This window comes from Amycolatopsis sp. NPDC059657 (assembly GCF_042734395.1).
Classification (GTDB): Bacteria; Actinomycetota; Actinomycetes; order Mycobacteriales; family Pseudonocardiaceae; genus Amycolatopsis.
The window spans coordinates 93,128-108,980 of the sequence record NZ_JBHWEB010000006.1; the positions used below are offsets into that span (position 1 = coordinate 93,128).

At 68.5% G+C, this 15,853-nt stretch carries 15 protein-coding genes; 10 read left to right on the forward strand and 5 right to left on the reverse strand.

Features of this window, described 5'->3' with window-relative positions; genetic code table 11:
• Nucleotides 1-12 precede the first annotated feature (12 nt).
• Nucleotides 13-747, reverse strand: a complete 735-nt coding sequence (locus ACFV15_RS05380) for a G1 family glutamic endopeptidase (protein WP_378348900.1) — start codon at nt 745-747, stop codon at nt 13-15.
• 66 nt (nt 748-813) lie between these two features.
• Between ACFV15_RS05380 and ACFV15_RS05385 the strand changes: the two genes are divergently transcribed.
• From ACFV15_RS05385 to ACFV15_RS05410, 6 genes are all read left to right on the forward strand, one after another.
• Complete coding sequence (locus ACFV15_RS05385; RefSeq protein WP_378348901.1) at nt 814-1,974, forward strand: pyridoxal phosphate-dependent aminotransferase; 1,161 nt, start codon at nt 814-816, stop codon at nt 1,972-1,974.
• Between the two features lie 329 nt (nt 1,975-2,303).
• Complete coding sequence (locus ACFV15_RS05390) at nt 2,304-3,299, forward strand: NAD-dependent epimerase/dehydratase family protein (protein WP_378348902.1); 996 nt, start codon at nt 2,304-2,306, stop codon at nt 3,297-3,299.
• A gap of 29 nt (nt 3,300-3,328) precedes the next feature.
• Nucleotides 3,329-4,537, forward strand: a complete 1,209-nt coding sequence (locus tag ACFV15_RS05395; protein ID WP_378348903.1) for a DegT/DnrJ/EryC1/StrS family aminotransferase — start codon at nt 3,329-3,331, stop codon at nt 4,535-4,537.
• Nucleotides 4,534-4,992: an NUDIX hydrolase gene (locus ACFV15_RS05400; protein WP_378348904.1), complete on the forward strand. Its 459-nt coding sequence runs from the start codon at nt 4,534-4,536 to the stop codon at nt 4,990-4,992. The genes ACFV15_RS05395 and ACFV15_RS05400 overlap by 4 nt, the downstream gene beginning before the upstream one ends.
• On the forward strand, nt 4,989-5,789 hold the full coding sequence (locus ACFV15_RS05405) for an inositol monophosphatase family protein (RefSeq protein WP_378348905.1): 801 nt from the start codon (nt 4,989-4,991) through the stop codon (nt 5,787-5,789). The genes ACFV15_RS05400 and ACFV15_RS05405 overlap by 4 nt, the downstream gene beginning before the upstream one ends.
• 20 nt (nt 5,790-5,809) lie before the next feature.
• On the forward strand, nt 5,810-6,928 hold the full coding sequence (locus tag ACFV15_RS05410; protein WP_378348906.1) for an MFS transporter: 1,119 nt from the start codon (nt 5,810-5,812) through the stop codon (nt 6,926-6,928).
• Here the strand turns inward: ACFV15_RS05410 and ACFV15_RS05415 are convergent.
• Nucleotides 6,912-7,817, reverse strand: a complete 906-nt coding sequence (locus ACFV15_RS05415; RefSeq protein WP_378348907.1) for a hypothetical protein — start codon at nt 7,815-7,817, stop codon at nt 6,912-6,914. The two genes, ACFV15_RS05410 and ACFV15_RS05415, sit on opposite strands and share 17 nt — an antisense overlap.
• A gap of 290 nt (nt 7,818-8,107) precedes the next feature.
• On the opposite strand from ACFV15_RS05415, the gene ACFV15_RS05420 reads away from it, so the two are divergent.
• Nucleotides 8,108-9,238, forward strand: coding sequence for a cytochrome P450 (locus ACFV15_RS05420; protein ID WP_378348908.1), 1,131 nt, complete (start codon nt 8,108-8,110; stop codon nt 9,236-9,238).
• Between the two features lie 155 nt (nt 9,239-9,393).
• Nucleotides 9,394-10,614, forward strand: a complete 1,221-nt coding sequence (locus tag ACFV15_RS05425) for a cytochrome P450 (RefSeq protein WP_378348909.1) — start codon at nt 9,394-9,396, stop codon at nt 10,612-10,614.
• Here the strand turns inward: ACFV15_RS05425 and ACFV15_RS05430 are convergent.
• Both ACFV15_RS05430 and ACFV15_RS05435 read right to left on the reverse strand, forming a co-directional pair.
• Entirely contained in the window at nt 10,611-11,189 is a 579-nt protein-coding gene (locus ACFV15_RS05430) for a dihydrofolate reductase family protein (protein ID WP_378348910.1), read from the reverse strand. The genes ACFV15_RS05425 and ACFV15_RS05430 overlap by 4 nt on opposite strands.
• A 34-nt stretch (nt 11,190-11,223) precedes the next feature.
• Nucleotides 11,224-12,048 carry a DUF72 domain-containing protein gene (locus tag ACFV15_RS05435; RefSeq protein ID WP_378348911.1) on the reverse strand — a complete coding sequence of 275 codons (825 nt, stop codon included), beginning with the start codon at nt 12,046-12,048 and terminating at the stop codon, nt 11,224-11,226.
• A gap of 214 nt (nt 12,049-12,262) precedes the next feature.
• On the opposite strand from ACFV15_RS05435, the gene ACFV15_RS05440 reads away from it, so the two are divergent.
• Entirely contained in the window at nt 12,263-13,102 is an 840-nt protein-coding gene (locus ACFV15_RS05440) for an oxidoreductase (protein ID WP_378348912.1), read from the forward strand.
• Here the strand turns inward: ACFV15_RS05440 and ACFV15_RS05445 are convergent.
• A complete protein-coding gene (locus ACFV15_RS05445; protein WP_378348913.1) occupies nt 13,092-14,498 on the reverse strand; it encodes a sensor histidine kinase in 1,407 nt (468 codons plus the stop codon). The genes ACFV15_RS05440 and ACFV15_RS05445 overlap by 11 nt on opposite strands.
• 152 nt (nt 14,499-14,650) lie before the next feature.
• Between ACFV15_RS05445 and ACFV15_RS05450 the strand changes: the two genes are divergently transcribed.
• Nucleotides 14,651-15,790: a N(5)-(carboxyethyl)ornithine synthase gene (locus ACFV15_RS05450; protein ID WP_378348914.1), complete on the forward strand. Its 1,140-nt coding sequence runs from the start codon at nt 14,651-14,653 to the stop codon at nt 15,788-15,790.
• The last annotated feature ends 63 nt before the right edge of the window (nt 15,791-15,853 follow it).

The window sequence follows — 15,853 nt, forward strand, 5'->3', positions numbered from 1 at the left end:
CCCGTCATCGGGTCAGGCGTGCACGAATGTGGGACTGAAGTTCTTATTCTCCGTCAGTGTGCCGGGAGTGACTTGAAGAGGATCGACAATCCCGAAAGCGGCTGACTCCGCCACCGGACCATATTCGCCTATCGGGTGGCCGTCCTGGAGCACATTGGTGAACGGAACCGAACCGAAATTGGGGAAGCGGCCGTTGGGGCGCTCGACACCCACTTGGGTGCCCTGTGGTTGGTTCGGCCCGGCGAGCAGAGCGGTCTTACGCCACCCGCGAGTCACGTTCTCCAGCGTGAATCGATAGAGCTTGTCGCCCTGATAGTCGACGGTGCCATGGAGAACATCGCCGGGTGCCACCGGATCGGCCCACCGGGCCCGGCTGCTGAACCCGGTGGTCTCATACCAACCCGAGTAGGCCGGACGACCGGACGCACAGTCCGCGACGGTGCCGACCCCGGCGTACAAGTAAGGGTTCGTTGTGGCGTAGTTGTAGATGGTCACCTCGAAGTCGACCGCACTGCGTACTCCGGCGCAATCGACCGCGGGCTGCGTCCAGGTCGCGGTCACCTGCCGTACGTCGGCCGCATGGTACACGCCGTATCCGGCGAACGGATCGTCCGAGAATATGCAGCACAGCGCCGATGCCGACGCGGGCGCCGCCGTGCTGGCCACCAGTGCCAAACCTCCGATCGCCGTCGCTACCCTGGACAGAAAACGTCTTCCCACAATCGCTCCCTTCGATTGAAACAGCATTTAGGCTACTGAGAAAACCGGCCGCTCGTCGCGGACCGAAGGGCAGACAAAAAGGAGGAGCTTTCGATGACCGTGAGCCGCTTACGGCACATTCCCGGCATTGGGGTGGATATCATCGGCGACGCCGCCGACGCGCTCGCCGACCCCGACGTGCTCCGGATGGAGAACCTCGACACCGACCTCCGCCCGCCACCGGCGGCGCTCATCGCCACCCGCGCCGCCATCGACGACGACGCCGCGAACAGCTACCTCCCGTTTCAAGGGCACAGCGGCCTCCGGGAAGCCGCCGCCGCGCATGTCGGCCGGATCGCCGGGCGCACCTACGATCCCGGCGCCGAGTGCGTGAGCGTGGCAGGCGGGCTCAACGGCGTGCTGAACACCTTGCTGGCCACAGTGGAACCCGGCCAGGAGGTCGTGCTCACCGACCCGGCCTACGCGGGACTGGTCAACCGCATCCGGCTCGCGGGCGGCGTCCCACGCTTCGTTCCCGCCGAGCCTGATGGGGATGCCGGCTGGGGCGTGGACCCGGATCGCCTGGCGGCGGCCGTCGGGCCCGCCACCGCGGCGGTGCTCATGATGAGCCCGTCCATGCCGACGGGCCTGCTGCTCGATCATCGGCATTGGTCCGCGCTGGCTCCGGCCTGCGAGCGGCACGGCGCCTGGCTCATCTACGACGCGGCCATGGAACGCATCCGCTTCGACGGCAGTGTGCCGGACCATCCGGCCGCACACGAAGGCCTGGCGGGCAAGGTGATCACCGTCGGCTCGGCGTCCAAAGAGCTCCGCATGATCGGCTGGCGGGTGGGCTGGGTGGTCGGCCCCGCCGACATCATGGCCGACATCCGCTTGGTGGGCTTGACCAATGTGGTCTGCCAGGTCGGCCTGGCCCAGCGGGCCGTGGCCGCGGCGCTCACCGCACCGGACGCCGGCGCCGACATCGCGGCGGCCACGGCGGAATGGCGCCGCCGCGCCGAAACAGTCGTCCGGCAACTGGCGGGCTACCCGGTCGTGCGGCCGCACGGTGGCTGGTCACTGCTGCTCGACACCACGCCACTCGGCACCACCCCGGCCGAGCTTTCCGAGCGGCTGCTGAGACTGGGCAAAGTGGCGGCCACCCCCATGCACGGCTGGGGACCCAGCGGGGATCACTACCTCCGGTTCGTGTTCGCGAACGAGCCGGCGCACCGCCTCGCCGACCTACGCGACCGCTTCGAGGCGGCCTGCTGAGAGGTGTTGGGTCCAGTGCTCGTGAGCGGCTCGGATGGGCGCGTGAAGGTATCATGATCGTTTCAAGATATTTCGGCGATTGAATTGTATCGGCATTGCCAACCTGCGCTTATGGCAACTTGGTTCGCCGTCGACGTCAGCTATATAGAGGGCCGGAGAAGCTGTCATTGGCCGTGTAACCATCTTTGAAAATGCCCATCGCGAAAGCGGGGTTGCACCACGAGTCACCGGGTGGCTACTTTCGAGGTGGGGGATTCCGCAGCCGCAAGGCAACCCGCCCCTGTCACCGATCGACATTGTTCACCACGCATTCCCAGGGGGGATCATTCATGTCCAAAATAGTCGTCACCGGCGGCTTGGGGTATATCGGTTCGGTACTGGCCGGGCAATTGGCGGCCGGCGGGCACGAGGTCGTCGTGGTGGACAACGAGCTGGTCAGGGAACGGCCGCCGAGCACGGCGGAAACCCAGTACGTCCAAGGCGATGTCCGCGAGCCCGATGACTGGGAGCAGGTGCTCCGCGGCGCTGCGGGCGTGGTGCACCTCGCGGCCATCGTCGGTGATCCGGCCTGCGCACTCGACCACGACCTGACCTGGGACACCAACTACCTCGGGACCATCCGGGTGGCCGAGGCGTGCGCGCGTGCGGGCGTCCGCAGGCTCGTGTTCGCGTCGACGTGCAGCAACTACGGTGTTTCGCGCGGTGAGATCGCGGACGTGTTCTCGCCGCTGAGCCCGCAATCGGTGTACGCGGAGTCGAAGGTTCGTGCCGAGCACTACCTGCTTTCCCGGCGCGGGGGGCGGCTTCTGCCCGGTATCCTGCGCTTCGCCACCGTCTACGGCCTGTCGCCGCGGATGCGGTTCGACCTCGCGGTCAACATCATGACCGCGAAAGCGGTGCTGGACAGGAGGATCACGGTCCACGGCGGCACACAGTGGCGCCCGTTCCTGCATGTGAGTGACGCCGCCACCGCGGCCGCCGTCGCGCTGGCGGCCGCGCCCGCCCGTGCCGCCGAGATCTACAACTGCGGATCCGACGCCGAGAACTACCCGCTCGCCGAAGTCGGCCGCGTCATCCAGCGCGAGGTCGGCGATGTCGAACTCGACATCCTCGACGGGGCAACGGATTCTCGCGACTACCGCGTCGGGTTCGCCCGCACCGAACGCCTGCTGGGCCATCGGCCGAGCCGCCGGCTGGTCGATGGGGTCCGCGAGCTCAGGGACGCGCTCCGGGCAGGCGAATTCCGGGACTTCGCCGACAAGCGGTACAGCGACTTCCTCATTCTGCGCGACCTGCTCGCCACCGTGACCAGGTTGGCGAGTTGACCAGCGCCTTGTCCTCGAAAGGATACGAGATGTCACTCGGCAAACCCGCGCTTCTCGGCGGCTCCGCACTCTTCGACACTCCGATCCCGCTGATTCGCCCTACCTTGCAGGTCGACGACGAGCTTTTCGCGGAACTCCGCGAAATCCTGGAGTGCGGACTGCTGACCAACAGCTCCCGGGTCGCCGCTTTCGAGGACCGCGCCGCGGAGTTTCTCGGTGTCGCTCACGTTGTCGCGCTCAGCAGCTGCACTACGGGCCTGATGCTGGTCCTGCGTTCACTCGGCATTTCCGGTGAAGTCGTATTGCCTTCCTTCACTTTCATGGCGTCCGGACATGCCGCGCTGTGGAACGGCCTGACCCCGGTGTTCGCCGAGATCGATGTCGACACCGCGAATCTCGACCCGGCCGCGGCCGAGGCCGTGCTGACGGCACGGACCGGCGCGGTACTCGCCACGCATGTCTTCGGCGCTCCGGCGGATGCGGACGCGCTGGAAAAAGTCACCCGGCGAGCGGGGATCCCGCTCGTGTTCGACGCGGCTCACGGCTTCGGCGCGGTGTATCCCGACGGCCGGAAAGTGGGCTGCCGCGGCCTCGCCGAGGTGTTCAGCCTCAGCCCCACCAAGACCCTCGTCTCCGGCGAAGGCGGTTTGGTGGCGACGAACGACGACGCGCTGGCGGCGGAACTGCGGGTCGCGCGCGAGTACGGCAATCCCGGCACGTACGACAGCCTGTTCGCCGGCCTCAACGGGCGGATGACCGAGTGGAACGCACTGCTCGGCCGCCGGAATCTCGAGCGGCTGCCAGGCTGGCTCGACGCGCGCCGGGCAGCGGCGGCGCGGTATCTCGCACGGCTGAGCGAAATTCCCGGCCTGCGGTTCCAGCGCATCCCGGCCGGTGCGGTGAGTACGTACAAAGACTTCGCCTTCAGGGTCCGAGCCGATGAATTCGGCACGAGCCGGGACGCGCTCGTGCGTGCCTTGCGCGAGGAGAACATACCGACCCGTCGCTACTTCGATCCGCCATTGCACGGGCAGACCGCTTATCGCGCGTTCGCGACGACGCCGCTGCCTCGTACGGAACTGGTGTCCGCACAAGCCATCACGCTCCCGTTGTATTCACACATGGCGCCTTCACAAGTCGATACGATCTGTGCGGCGATCGAGCGTATCCACGGGCACGCCCCGGAAATCGCGCGTGTTGCCGCACAGGACGGCAAAGGAGCGACGGTACCCCGATGAGCTACATCGCCGAGCTACGCAAACAGGTCGGGACCCGGCCACTCATTCTGCCCGGCACGTCGGTGCTCGTCACCGACGAGCGGAACAGGTTGCTGCTGCTCACCCGATCCGAGACCGGTGACTGGGGCCTGCCGGGCGGTTTCATGGACCCCGGCGAATCCTTCGAGGACGCGGGCAGGCGCGAGGTGCGCGAGGAAACCGGGATCGTGCTGGATTCGCTGGAGCTGTTCGGCGTCTATTCCGGGCCCGAGTACTACTACCGCTATCCGCACGGCGACGAGGTGCACAACGTCACCGCCGCGTTCACGGCCGCCGTTGCCGGCACCTCCGTTCGGGTCGACGGCGTGGAGATCTCCGGCTACGAGTTCTTCGACCTGGACAGGCTGCCGTCCGACATTCTCGGGCCCGAACGCCCTATCGTCGACGACTACGTGAAGCGGTTCGGTCCGTCATGACCCGGCTGGCGTTCCTCGACTCTGTGCTCCGGGAGGCGGCCGAGCGGCTGCCTCCCGGAGGCGGCGGCGCGGTGACCAAGCCCGGCGAACCGAATCAGGTGGTGACCGAGGCCGACCACGAGATCGAGGAATTCCTGACCGCGCGCATCCGCGCCGCCTACCCCGAGCACGACATCCTCGGCGAGGAAACCGGTTTTCACGGCATGAACGCCCGCGCGACCTGGGTGCTCGATCCCATCGACGGCACGAGCAACTACGCGGCGGGTAGCCCGCTGTTCGGGATCATGGCTGGCCTGCTCGTCGACGGCGTGCCGGTGGCGGGCGGCGTCGCGCTGCCCGCGTTCGGTGAGGTCTACCTCGCCGAACGCGGCGCGGGCGCGTTCCGGAACGGGCAGAGACTGCGGCCACCCACCGCCTCGGACCTCAGCGCGTCCCTGATCGCCTATGGGATCGACGGCGAAAGCGAACTGGCTCGCCAGGACTTCGAGTTCGCGGCGGAGCTGGCGACCCGCTGCCGGGGCCTGCGCATGGGCAACAGCGTCTTCGATCTGATGCAGCTGGCGACCGGTGCCTACGGCGCTTCACTCAACCGGACGACCCGGATCTGGGACAGCGTCGCGCCGCACGTGATCCTGGAGGAAGCCGGCATCCCCTACACGGGCTTCTTCGGGGAGCCGATCAGCTACTCGCCACTCGACGTCGCGGCCAAGGCGAACTTCACGGTCTGCGCCGCCGTTCCGGGGTTGCATCCACAGATCCAGCGTCTGCTCGGAGGTGCGTCATCACAGCCGGCCTGATCGGACCCCCACGTGGCCGGATGCGCCTCGCGCTCGCGGGCGCGGCGGTGTCGATGTTCCTGATGGGCCTGGTCACGGCCTTGCTCGGCGCCGCGGCCCCGTTCACCGCGCACCGCTTCGAGATCGGGGTGGCCGCCTCCGGGCTGCCGGTGAGTGTCTACAGCGCCGGGTCGATGGTCACCGTGCTCGTGTGCGGAATCGCGGGCCGGCGCGTGAATCCGACCTGGGCCATCACGGTAAGCCTCACGGCGTTCGCGCTCGGCTCGGCAGGCCTGGGCCTGGCCTCGGGGTGGTTTCTCTACCTCGCGGCGGCCGGAGTCGCCGGAGCGGGCTTCGGCGGCCTGGTCCTGTTCCTGAACACCGCGTTCTCCAAGGGATTCGGTAAGCACGACGTACTCGTGTTGAACCTGCTCAACGCGATATTCGGGATCGGCGCGATCATCGGTCCCCTGGCGGCAGGCGCCGCGCAGACCACCGGGCTCGGCATCGTGTTCGCGAGTGCCGCCGTCGCCTGCCTGCCGGCACTGGTGGCCCGTAATGCCGGTCAGCTCATCGAATCCCGGCAGGCTGTGGCGGACGGGTCGATCCGCAAGCACCTACCCATCATCGTCGGGTTCGCGGCGGTGTTCTTCTCTTATGCCGGAGTGGAAACCGGTACCGGAGCGTGGGCGTCTTCGTACCTGGTGGCCAGCGGTCACCCCGAGGCCCAGGCCGCCGCTTTCACGGCGCTCTACTGGGCAGGACTGACAGCGGGCCGGATTGTCATGCCGCTCGCCGGCCTGCGCCTGAGCCCCAAGCCGCTGGTCACGATCTGCGTGGTGCTGAGCATGTGCGGCCTTGGCTTGACCATGCTGCCCGGTTTGGGCCCGGCCGGGTTCGCGATCACCGGCTTCGCGATCGGCCCGATCTTCCCGACCACGTTCGTGTGGATGGCGAACACGCTGCCCACGTCGCACACGGCAGGCTCGATCCTGCTCACCGCCGGGACGGCGGGCAACACCGTCCTGCCTGCCATGATCGGCCTGACGGTCGGTGTGCTTTCGCCGCTCACCATTCCGGCGACGATCATCGCGATCGGGCTGGCGATGCTCGTCGCCATCCAGGTGACTCAGCGTGTCTCGGTCACGCGCCGACCATGAGGACTTCGTAGGTCGGGCTGGTCGGCGGGTAGCCGCTGAAGATGTGCGAGTTGACTACGGCGAGCTTGCCGCCGACCTTGGCCGCCGAGACCGGCTGATCGAACAGGTCGTCCTTGATCGTGCCCGCCGCGACGCCGTGACTCAGGTCGCCGTCCAGGCGCCATCGGCTGATCGTGTCGTCGAGCTGCACCGCCCAGAGCCGCCTGCCTTCGAGCACGAGACTGACCACACTCGGCGCGTTGACCCCCGCGATCTCCTTGCTGGCCCCGGTGATCGGGTTGATCGTGTACACCTTGCCCGGCGTGGTGGCGGCCACCAGCAAGGTGTCCCCGGACGGCGTGGCGATGATGTCGTTCATGAAGAAGGCGCCGGGGGAGCCGCCTGCCCCGGGGCCGCTCAGCCGAAGCGTGCGCGGCGCTCCGAGCGCGCCCGCCACGACGGGCACGAAGAACAGCTGCGGGTGGTACGAGTCGGTGAACCAGGCCCCGTACGGGGTCACCGCCACGTCGTTGACGTACGACGTCTGCGGGTCGCCGAAGGTGAAGTCCGCGACCTTCGCCTTGGTGCGGGTGTTGTAGACGTATGCCTTGCCCCCGTTGCCGCCTGCGACGAACAGCAGGTCGTGGCGCCGGTCGAGGTCCAGGCCCGCCGCGCCGGTGCGGGGCGGTACTTCGATGAACCGCTCCGCGGTGCCTCGCCTGAGGTTCTCGCGGAAGATCGTGCCCGCGATCAGGTCGCCGGTATAGAACGTGCCGTCCCCGGCGTCCGTGATGCCCTCGGCCGAGGTCGCGCCGGGAAGCACGATCACCTTGGTCGCGGCCGTCGCCGGTCCCGACAGGCCGAGCAGCAGCGAGGACACCACCAGTGGAATGAGCAGGATCTTGCGCATGGGAATCCCTCCAGTCGCCCCAGCCCCCCGGTGAGCCATCCTGCCCCACCGGTCAACATCGCTGACGTGAGCTTTCGGTCGCGGTCTGTCACCGGCCCGAGATCCGATACGTATTACTCGGGCGCCGACCGAAGTGAGGCCGTTCGGCCGAGAATGACCGCAACTGAAAGCAGGAAAGTGTTCGGCGGCCATTCGGCCGCCACCTTTACCGGGTATTGACAGTCTCCGCGCGGCGGAGGTTAGCTGAGCGTCTATTTTCTTTCCCCGCAGGGTCTTCGAGGAGAGTGCGTATGACGGCGCTCGGTCCGGATGCTGATCCGCTCGACGCACTCAGAAAACTTCGCGGCGATCACGGTTCGGTGTTCACCAAGGGGCGAGGCGAGATCTATGTTTCCGATCCGGCACTCGCGAAAGAGATATTGGCGAACAACGAAGGCCTTTTCCGCGACCATTCCGATTTCTTCCGTATCAGGACGGGAATGTTCGGACCGCGGTCCACGCAGGTCGAAATCGGACGGGCCGCACGGGTGCTGCTGCGCCGATACAGCCAAGACCACGCGGACGAACTCCCCGCGCGCGTCGCCGGGCTGGCGCCGGGCAGTGACTGGCCGGACGCGGGAAACCGCCTTGTGTATGAACACTTCCGCCCGGCGCTGATCGGGGACGCCCCGCCGGCGGCACTGCGCGAGACGGTGGACCAGGTCGTCGAACGGGCGGTGCTGGCCGGGGCGCGCGACCGCTACTCCCGGCTCGCCCGCCACCGGTTCCGCGCCCGCGTGCGGCGCGTCCTGTGCGCGGAGATCGCCCTCCGGCGAGCGCGGCCCACGGGGGAGCCTGCCGACCTGCTGGACGTTGTCGCGCACGCGGCGACCGGGCGCACCCGGGACGCCGACCTCGCCGAGGTGTTCCTCTCGTGCCTGTTCGCGGTCGCCGGCTCGGTCGGTTTCCTGCTCGGCTGGTCGCTCTACCTCGTCGGCACGGCGGCACCCGAGCAGGCACACCCCGCGTGGGTGGTGCGCGAAGCACTGCGGCTGTGGCCCGTGGCATGGCAGTTCGGCCGGACTCCCAGCCGGGAGCATCAGCTCGCCGCGCTCACCGCGAAGCCCGCCGACGAGGTCGTCGTGTGCAGCTACCTCGTGCACCGGGATCCCGCGCACTGGAGCGAACCGGACGAGTTCCGCCCGGACCGGTGGGCTTCGGGCGCGGGGCAGGAGGCGTTCATCCCGTTCGGCTGGGGTCCGCACGCCTGCACCGGCGCCGGTGTCGCGACGCAGGTGACCGAGACGCTCGTCGGGCTGATCACCTCGGCCTACCGGCTCGGCGTCGCCGCCACTTCATCCCGGCCCCAGGTCTCCGCGGCGCTCGCGCCCCCGCGGTTCCACCTGCGGCTGGACCCGGTTTCACTGGCCGAGGGGAGGTGAGCACCTTGTCGAAGATCTTCCGCGCCACGCTGTCCGCGCTGAACATCCGCAAGTCCGACCGGCACTACCGCTGGTACTACTACCACCACATCTGACCGACCGGCTGGGAGCCTGCCGCAGCCGGCGGGCTCCCGGCCCCGGCGACCGGAGTATCGATGGACACGGATGTGCTGCGCGACCTGCGCGGGCCGAGCGCGGCCGCGGGCGGGGTGTTCTGGCAGACCGAGCGGCAGCTCATGGTGTTCGACGCCGACGCTGCCGCGCAGGCCAACGCCGACAATTTCGCCGACCTCACGCTGCCAGACCGCCTGCGTGACCTGCTGCTGCGCCGTCCGAGCACACCGGTTTCCTGGAAGCGCGTGCGATCGGCCTGGATGGCCCAGCTGCGCACCCTCTCGGATGAAGCGGGCTTGGCCGCGCTGGACGCCAGGATGGACTCGGTGCTGCGCGCGCGGACTGGTTCGCCGGTGAACCTGCCCTGGCTCGCGCATGAGGTCAGTTTCCGTTCCCTGCTCCCGATCGTGCTCGGCGGACTGTCCCCATCGGACAGCGCGAAGATCAGCGAGGACGCGATCGCGAAACTCGCCAGGCTGCTGGGCGAGGCCGCTGAGGACCCGCCGTGGTGGCGGTCGTGGCGACCCGTGTCGATCCAGGTCAAGGCCGGGCTGGTGGTCCGCCGCGAACTACGCCGCCGTGCCCGTGACACCGGCGCGGCACGCGCGGATCTCACCCAGCCGATCGCCACCGACCTCCTTGACGAGCTCGGCATGGACCGCGCGGTCGACGCCGTCACCGCCGTGCTCACCGCGATCGCCGGCCCGCCTGGCGCGGCCGCGGGCTGCGTGATGTACGAGCTGGTCAACCGCCCGGATTGGGCGGACCGCCTTGCCGCCGAGTTCGCTTCGGTGAGTCCCGCCGAGCTGTACCGGTCCGGTACCCGGTGCGCACCGGTGGCGCACCGGTTCGTGAAGGAGGTGCTGCGCCGCTGGACCTCCCCGACGATGCTGACCCGCAGCGTCCGCACCCCCATGCGCGTGGCGGGGAACGATCTCGCGGTCGGCCAGCACTTCGTGCTCAGCCCCGCGATGGTCCACCAGGACCCGAGGCACTGGCGTGACCCGGAGGTGTTCGACCCCGACCGCTGGCTGCCCGGCGCGCCACACGGCCCGGCGGGCGGCCGGCACTACGTGCCGTTCGGCTGGGCGCCGACCGCCTGCGTCGGCGCCGGGCTCGGCCTGTGCCAGCTGGTGCTGCTGTGCCGCCTGCTGTGCACCACCTACCGGATCGACCTGCCGCGGGCGGTCATGCCGACGATGGCGATCGGCCCGGTCCCGATGCCACTCGGCTTCGACGGCCGACTGTCCACACGGGACTAAGAGGTCGTGACTATGCGGTAACGCAAATGGGTGACGTCGCGGCCTTCGAGCCTGCGGACGAGCTCCAGTTCGACGTGGCCGAGTCCGGTCGGCTCGAACAGCCGCCGTCCGTCACCGAGCAGCACGGGGACGAGGTGCAGTTCGAGTTCGTCGAGCTGGCCCGCTGCCAGCAACGCCTGCGCCGCACCCGCGCCGTGGACCAGCACGGCTCGATCTCCCGCCGCTTCCCGTGCGTCTTCGGCGCACGCGGTGACGTCGGTGTAGAACTTCGCGCTGCCAGGTGGTTCGTCGGCCGGGTCGATGGTGTGGGTGAGCACGTGGATCGGCACGCCGTCGTGGTGGTCGCCGTTCCAGCGACCGGCCAGTTCGAACGTGCGGCGTCCGGAGATCACGGCGCCGGTCGCGCCTGCCTCGGCGTACACCTGCCCGTTGACGCCCTCGGCCATCCGGTCGTCGAGCCAGTTGAACAGCCGCCCGCCGTCGCGGCCGAGTTCCTGGCCCGGCCGGTCGTCCGGCCCGGCGATGTAGCCGTCGACCGACATGGACATGTAGAGCCGCAGCGGCGTCCTGCTCATGGTCATTTCCCTTCCTCTGGCCGATCTTGGTCGTTCAGAACAGGGTCGCGGGCTCAACCGGCTCCGGCTCGGGCAGCGCCTCGATGCCGGGCATCAGCGTTCGCACGTCGTCGTGGAACCGGCGGGCGAGTGCCGGCGCGTCGTCGTTGTCGGGAGTGTGCAGGAAAACCGTCGGCGACCGGCCCTCGCGCAGCCAGCCCGCGACCACCTCGGCCCATGGCTGCCACCCTTCGACCGTCTCCTCGGCCGAGTCGCGGCCCAGGTAGCGGACGATCGGCTGGTCGGTCAGTGCTCGCGTCCGCCGGGGCAGCCGCGGTTTCTTGGCCCAGGCGTCCTGCTCGGCCTCGCTGGTCGGCGGGCTCTGGAAGAAGACGGTGGTGTCGAACGGCACCCACTCGGCGTTCGCTTCGGCGAGCGCGGACTCCAGCACCGACGTCGAGCCGGCGTCGGTGAAGAACGCGGGGTGGCGCACCTCTACGGCGCGACGGCGGTCGGCGGGGAGCCTGCGCAGGAAGCGGCCGAGCGCGTCGACGTCCGAAGGGCCGAACGAGCCGGGCAACTGGGTCCACAGGACCGCGCGGTCGCCGAGTGGTTCGATCGCGTCCAGGAACGCCCGCATCTCGGTCTCGACACCGGCGAACCGGCGCTCGTGCGTGACGACCTTGGGCAGCTTGAGCACGAACCGGAAGCCGGGGCCGGTCTGCTGCGCCCAAGCCTCGACGGTGTCACGGGCGGGGGTCGCGTAGAAGGTGGTGTTGCCCTCGACCGCGTTGCACCAGCCCGCGTAAGCCCGCAGGCGCTCCTTGGCCGGCAACGACTGCGGCAGGAAACGTCCTGGCCACGCTTTGTGGGTCCACATCGCGCAACCGACATGCAGACGTGCCACTGGCGTCAGCTCCCCTCGATCGTGAGTGAAAGCTACTGCCCGGCCCGAACGTTGTGAAAGAGGCGTTCACAACGCTCACCGTCGCGAACGGGGCGTTGACCGCGCCGCATAGGGCCGGATTGAAGGTGCGACCGACAGCGCCAGATCGCCAGGATGGAGGCCGGAGACGAACCGGGAGGAAGCGCTCATGGCGAACACCGAGGGCCGCGTGTGGCTCATCACCGGCTGCTCGGCCGGTTTCGGCAGGGAGATCGCGCTGGCCGCGCTGGCCGCAGGCGACAGCGTGCTGGCCACCGCCCGGCGCCCGGAAACGCTGGCTGACCTCGAGGGGCGGGGCGGCGACCGGGTCCGGACGGCGGCGCTCGACGTCACCGACGCCGCGCAGGTGGCGGCCGCGGTGAAGACCGCGATCGAGACGTTCGGGCGTATCGACGTCGTCGTCAACAACGCGGGATACGGCTCGGTCGGCGCGGTCGAGGAGTTCACCATGGCCGAGCTGCGGACGGTCATGGAGGTCATGTTCTTCGGTGCGGCCGAGCTGACCAAGGCCGCGCTGCCGCACCTGCGCGCGCAGGGGAGCGGGACGATCGTGCAGATCAGCTCGACGGGCGGGCAGGTGTCGATGCCCGGCTTCGGCGCCTACAGCGCGGCGAAGTTCGCCTTGGAGGGCCTGTCGGAGGCACTCGCCGCGGAGGTCGCGCCTTTCGGCGTGCGCGTGCTGATCGTCGAGCCGGGGGCGTTCCGCACGGAGTTCGGCGCCCGGGTGCAGCGGTCCCGCACGATCGACGCCTACGCGGAGTCCACGTCGGACAGCCGCGAAGCGATCGAGAACATGGACGGCACCCAGCCAGGTGACCCGGCGAAGGCAGCCGCCGCCATCCTGCGGGCGGTCGGCTGCCCGAACCGGCCGTTGCGGCTGGCACTCGGCGCCGACGCCGTCGACGCCATTCGCGCTCACCACGAAGCGATCGCCACGGACCTGAGCAACTGGGAGAAAGTGAGCCGCGGGACCGACGTCACGGACTAGCAGCGCTCGGCAGGCGGACGGTCAGTACGGCGCCGTCCGCGGTGACGGTGCCACCGTGGGCGTGGGCTATCTCGGCGACGATGGCGAGGCCGAGTCCTGAGCCACCGTCGTCACGGTCGCGGCCGTCGTCGAGGCGCACGAAGCGGTCGAAGACGCGTTCGCGGTCCTCGTCGGGGATGCCGGGACCGTCGTCGGCGACGGTCAGCACGCACTCGGTGTCCGAAGAGGACACGGTGACGCGAACCCGGTGTGCGGCATGGCGCTCGGCGTTGTCGACGAGGTTGCGGAGCAGCCGGGTGAGCCGCGTTCGGTTGCCGGCGACCACGGGTTCGCCGTCGACGGCGGAGGTGATCACGACGCCTCCGCGTGGCACCCGGCCGTTGAGACAGGCGTCGACGATTTCGGCCAGTGAGACGGGGACCAGCGGCGCGGTATTCGCTCCGTCGAGCTTGCTCAGCAGGAGGAGGTCGGTGACCAGGTCCTCCATGCGCGCGATGTCCAGCAGCACGTTCTCCGACGACCGCCGCCAGTCGATCTCATCCGGATAGGTGAGCAGCACTTCGACCTGGTTGCGCATCGAGGCGAGCGGGGTGCGCAGTTCGTGTGAGGCGTCGGCGGTGAACCTGCCCTGCCTGGTCACCGCGGTGTCCAGCCTGGTCAGCATGGTGTTCATGGTCTCGGCGAGCCTGCTGAGCTCGTCCGCGCTGCCGGGCACCGGCACCCGGCGGCCGAGGTCGTGTGCGCTGATGGCGGCGACCTCCGAGCGGATCGCCTCGACCGGGCGCAGCGACCGCCGCACCGCCAGCCAGGCGATCGCCCCGATCAGCAGCGCCACCAGCGGAACGCCGATCAGCAGGCCCATTCTCGCCGTGTCCACGGCGGCCTGTCCATACGGGTCGACAGCCGCCGCCGTGTAGAGGATGTAGGGCTTGCCGACGGCGAATCGCGCGAAGAGGTGCAGCGAGACCTTTCCCGAGTCGTCCAGCTGCCCGAAGCCGTGCAGACAGCTGTAGTCGGCCCGGGAATTCCGGTCCAGCCCGTTCTGGTCGAACGTGATGACGAAATCGGTGTACTCCTTGATCGGGCCCGGCGGTCTCAGTGGATGCCCTGGCTTGAGGGTCGGGCAATTCGCCAGCCGGTTTCCCTGCCGATCGGTGACTTCGAAGATGATGCCCAGTAGCCGCTTACTCAAGTCGGCGAGCGGGATATCGGATTGCATCGCCTGGTGCATCTGAACGAGTTGCTGCTCGGCGATCTGGCCCGCGGTCGTCTCAAGCCTGTCTTGTGCCTGCACGACGAACCACGTCCCGACCGCGCCGAGCGCGATCAGGGAGGACACCGCGGCGGCGACCGCGACCCGGAACCGTGTCGTGCGCCAAATCACCGATACGCGCATTCGGATACGTTCTCACAACCGGAGCCGGTTCGCCCGCACTGGCCGCAGGGTAGACTGGGGGAGTCGAGAGCATCTCGTATGCGAGCAATCGGGCTTGTGTCGTCCTCGTCTATCCCCCATGCCGGTTCTCGCGATCCGGGCGAAGGACAACTGTGAATCAGCTCAGCCTCGGCATATTTTCGCGCTCTCGCAAGGAAAATGAATTCCGGCTGCCGATTCACCCTCGGCATTTCGAGCGGATCGACGCGTCGCTGCGCAAGACCATTTTCCTCGAATACGGTTACGGCGAACGCTTCGGTGTGTCCGATGAACAGCTGGCGACCCAGGTCGCCGGTCTGCGTACACGTGAAGAGCTCATCGCCGAGAACGACATCATCGTGCTGCCCAAGCCGCTCGCCGAAGACCTCGCCGAGCTCAGGGACGGGCAGATCCTGTGGGGCTGGCCGCATTGCGTGCAGGACGAGAAACTGACCCAGCTCGCCATCGATCGCAAACTCAGCTTGATCGCGTTCGAGGCGATGAACCACTGGACCTCCGACGGCTCGTTCAATCTGCATGTTTTCCACAAGAACAACGAACTCGCCGGCTATTCGTCGGTTCTGCACGCCTTGCAGCTCGCGGGATCGACCGGGGTGTACGGCAGGCGCCTGCGTGCGGCCGTGATCGGGTTCGGGGCGACCGCGCGCGGCGCGGTGACCGCGTTGAGCGCGCACGGCGTGCATGACGTCCACATCTTGACCAACCGCGGTGTCACGGCCGTCAGCTCACCGATCCACTCGGCACGGATGGTGCACTTCGATCACGACAACGAGGATCCGCGCCGCAGTCACGCCTCTTCGGATCACGGCCGGTTGCCGCTGGCCGAGTTCCTCGCCGAGCACGACATCGTCGTCAACTGCGTGCTGCAGGACACCGAGTCGCCGCTGACCTTCCTGATCGAAGACGACCTCGCCGCGTTCAAGCCGGGCAGCCTGATCGTCGACGTGTCCTGCGACGAGGGCATGGGGTTCAGCTGGGCACGGCCGACGACGTTCACCGAGCCGACGTTCTTCGTCGGCGACAACGTGCGCTACTACGGCGTCGACCACAGCCCGTCCTATCTGTGGGACTCCGCGACCTGGGAGATCAGCGAGGCGCTGCTTCCCTACCTGCGCCGGGTCATGACCGGCGAGTGGGACTCGCACGAGACGATCAGGCGGGCCGTCGAGATCCGCGAAGGGGTCATCCGGAACCCGGCGATCCTGTCGTTCCAGCACCGCTCGCCGGACTACCCGCATCTGCCGATCTCATAGCCGGTGCCTTCGCGTCGACCGCGAAGTTGTTGGCAGCGCCCAATTGCCGGATCGCCGCGATAC

What these genes read in the sequence shown, in the direction of transcription:
- ACFV15_RS05380 (WP_378348900.1), bottom strand. Translation starts at nt 747, where the DNA reads ATGCTGTTTCAATCGAAGGGAGCGATTGTGGGAAGACGTTTTCTGTCC.
- ACFV15_RS05385 (WP_378348901.1), top strand. Translation starts at nt 814, where the DNA reads ATGACCGTGAGCCGCTTACGGCACATTCCCGGCATTGGGGTGGATATC.
- ACFV15_RS05390 (WP_378348902.1), top strand. Translation starts at nt 2,304, where the DNA reads ATGTCCAAAATAGTCGTCACCGGCGGCTTGGGGTATATCGGTTCGGTA.
- ACFV15_RS05395 (WP_378348903.1), top strand. Translation starts at nt 3,329, where the DNA reads ATGTCACTCGGCAAACCCGCGCTTCTCGGCGGCTCCGCACTCTTCGAC.
- ACFV15_RS05400 (WP_378348904.1), top strand. Translation starts at nt 4,534, where the DNA reads ATGAGCTACATCGCCGAGCTACGCAAACAGGTCGGGACCCGGCCACTC.
- ACFV15_RS05405 (WP_378348905.1), top strand. Translation starts at nt 4,989, where the DNA reads ATGACCCGGCTGGCGTTCCTCGACTCTGTGCTCCGGGAGGCGGCCGAG.
- ACFV15_RS05410 (WP_378348906.1), top strand. Translation starts at nt 5,810, where the DNA reads ATGCGCCTCGCGCTCGCGGGCGCGGCGGTGTCGATGTTCCTGATGGGC.
- ACFV15_RS05415 (WP_378348907.1), bottom strand. Translation starts at nt 7,817, where the DNA reads ATGCGCAAGATCCTGCTCATTCCACTGGTGGTGTCCTCGCTGCTGCTC.
- ACFV15_RS05420 (WP_378348908.1), top strand. Translation starts at nt 8,108, where the DNA reads ATGACGGCGCTCGGTCCGGATGCTGATCCGCTCGACGCACTCAGAAAA.
- ACFV15_RS05425 (WP_378348909.1), top strand. Translation starts at nt 9,394, where the DNA reads ATGGACACGGATGTGCTGCGCGACCTGCGCGGGCCGAGCGCGGCCGCG.
- ACFV15_RS05430 (WP_378348910.1), bottom strand. Translation starts at nt 11,189, where the DNA reads ATGAGCAGGACGCCGCTGCGGCTCTACATGTCCATGTCGGTCGACGGC.
- ACFV15_RS05435 (WP_378348911.1), bottom strand. Translation starts at nt 12,048, where the DNA reads ATGTGGACCCACAAAGCGTGGCCAGGACGTTTCCTGCCGCAGTCGTTG.
- ACFV15_RS05440 (WP_378348912.1), top strand. Translation starts at nt 12,263, where the DNA reads ATGGCGAACACCGAGGGCCGCGTGTGGCTCATCACCGGCTGCTCGGCC.
- ACFV15_RS05445 (WP_378348913.1), bottom strand. Translation starts at nt 14,498, where the DNA reads ATGCGCGTATCGGTGATTTGGCGCACGACACGGTTCCGGGTCGCGGTC.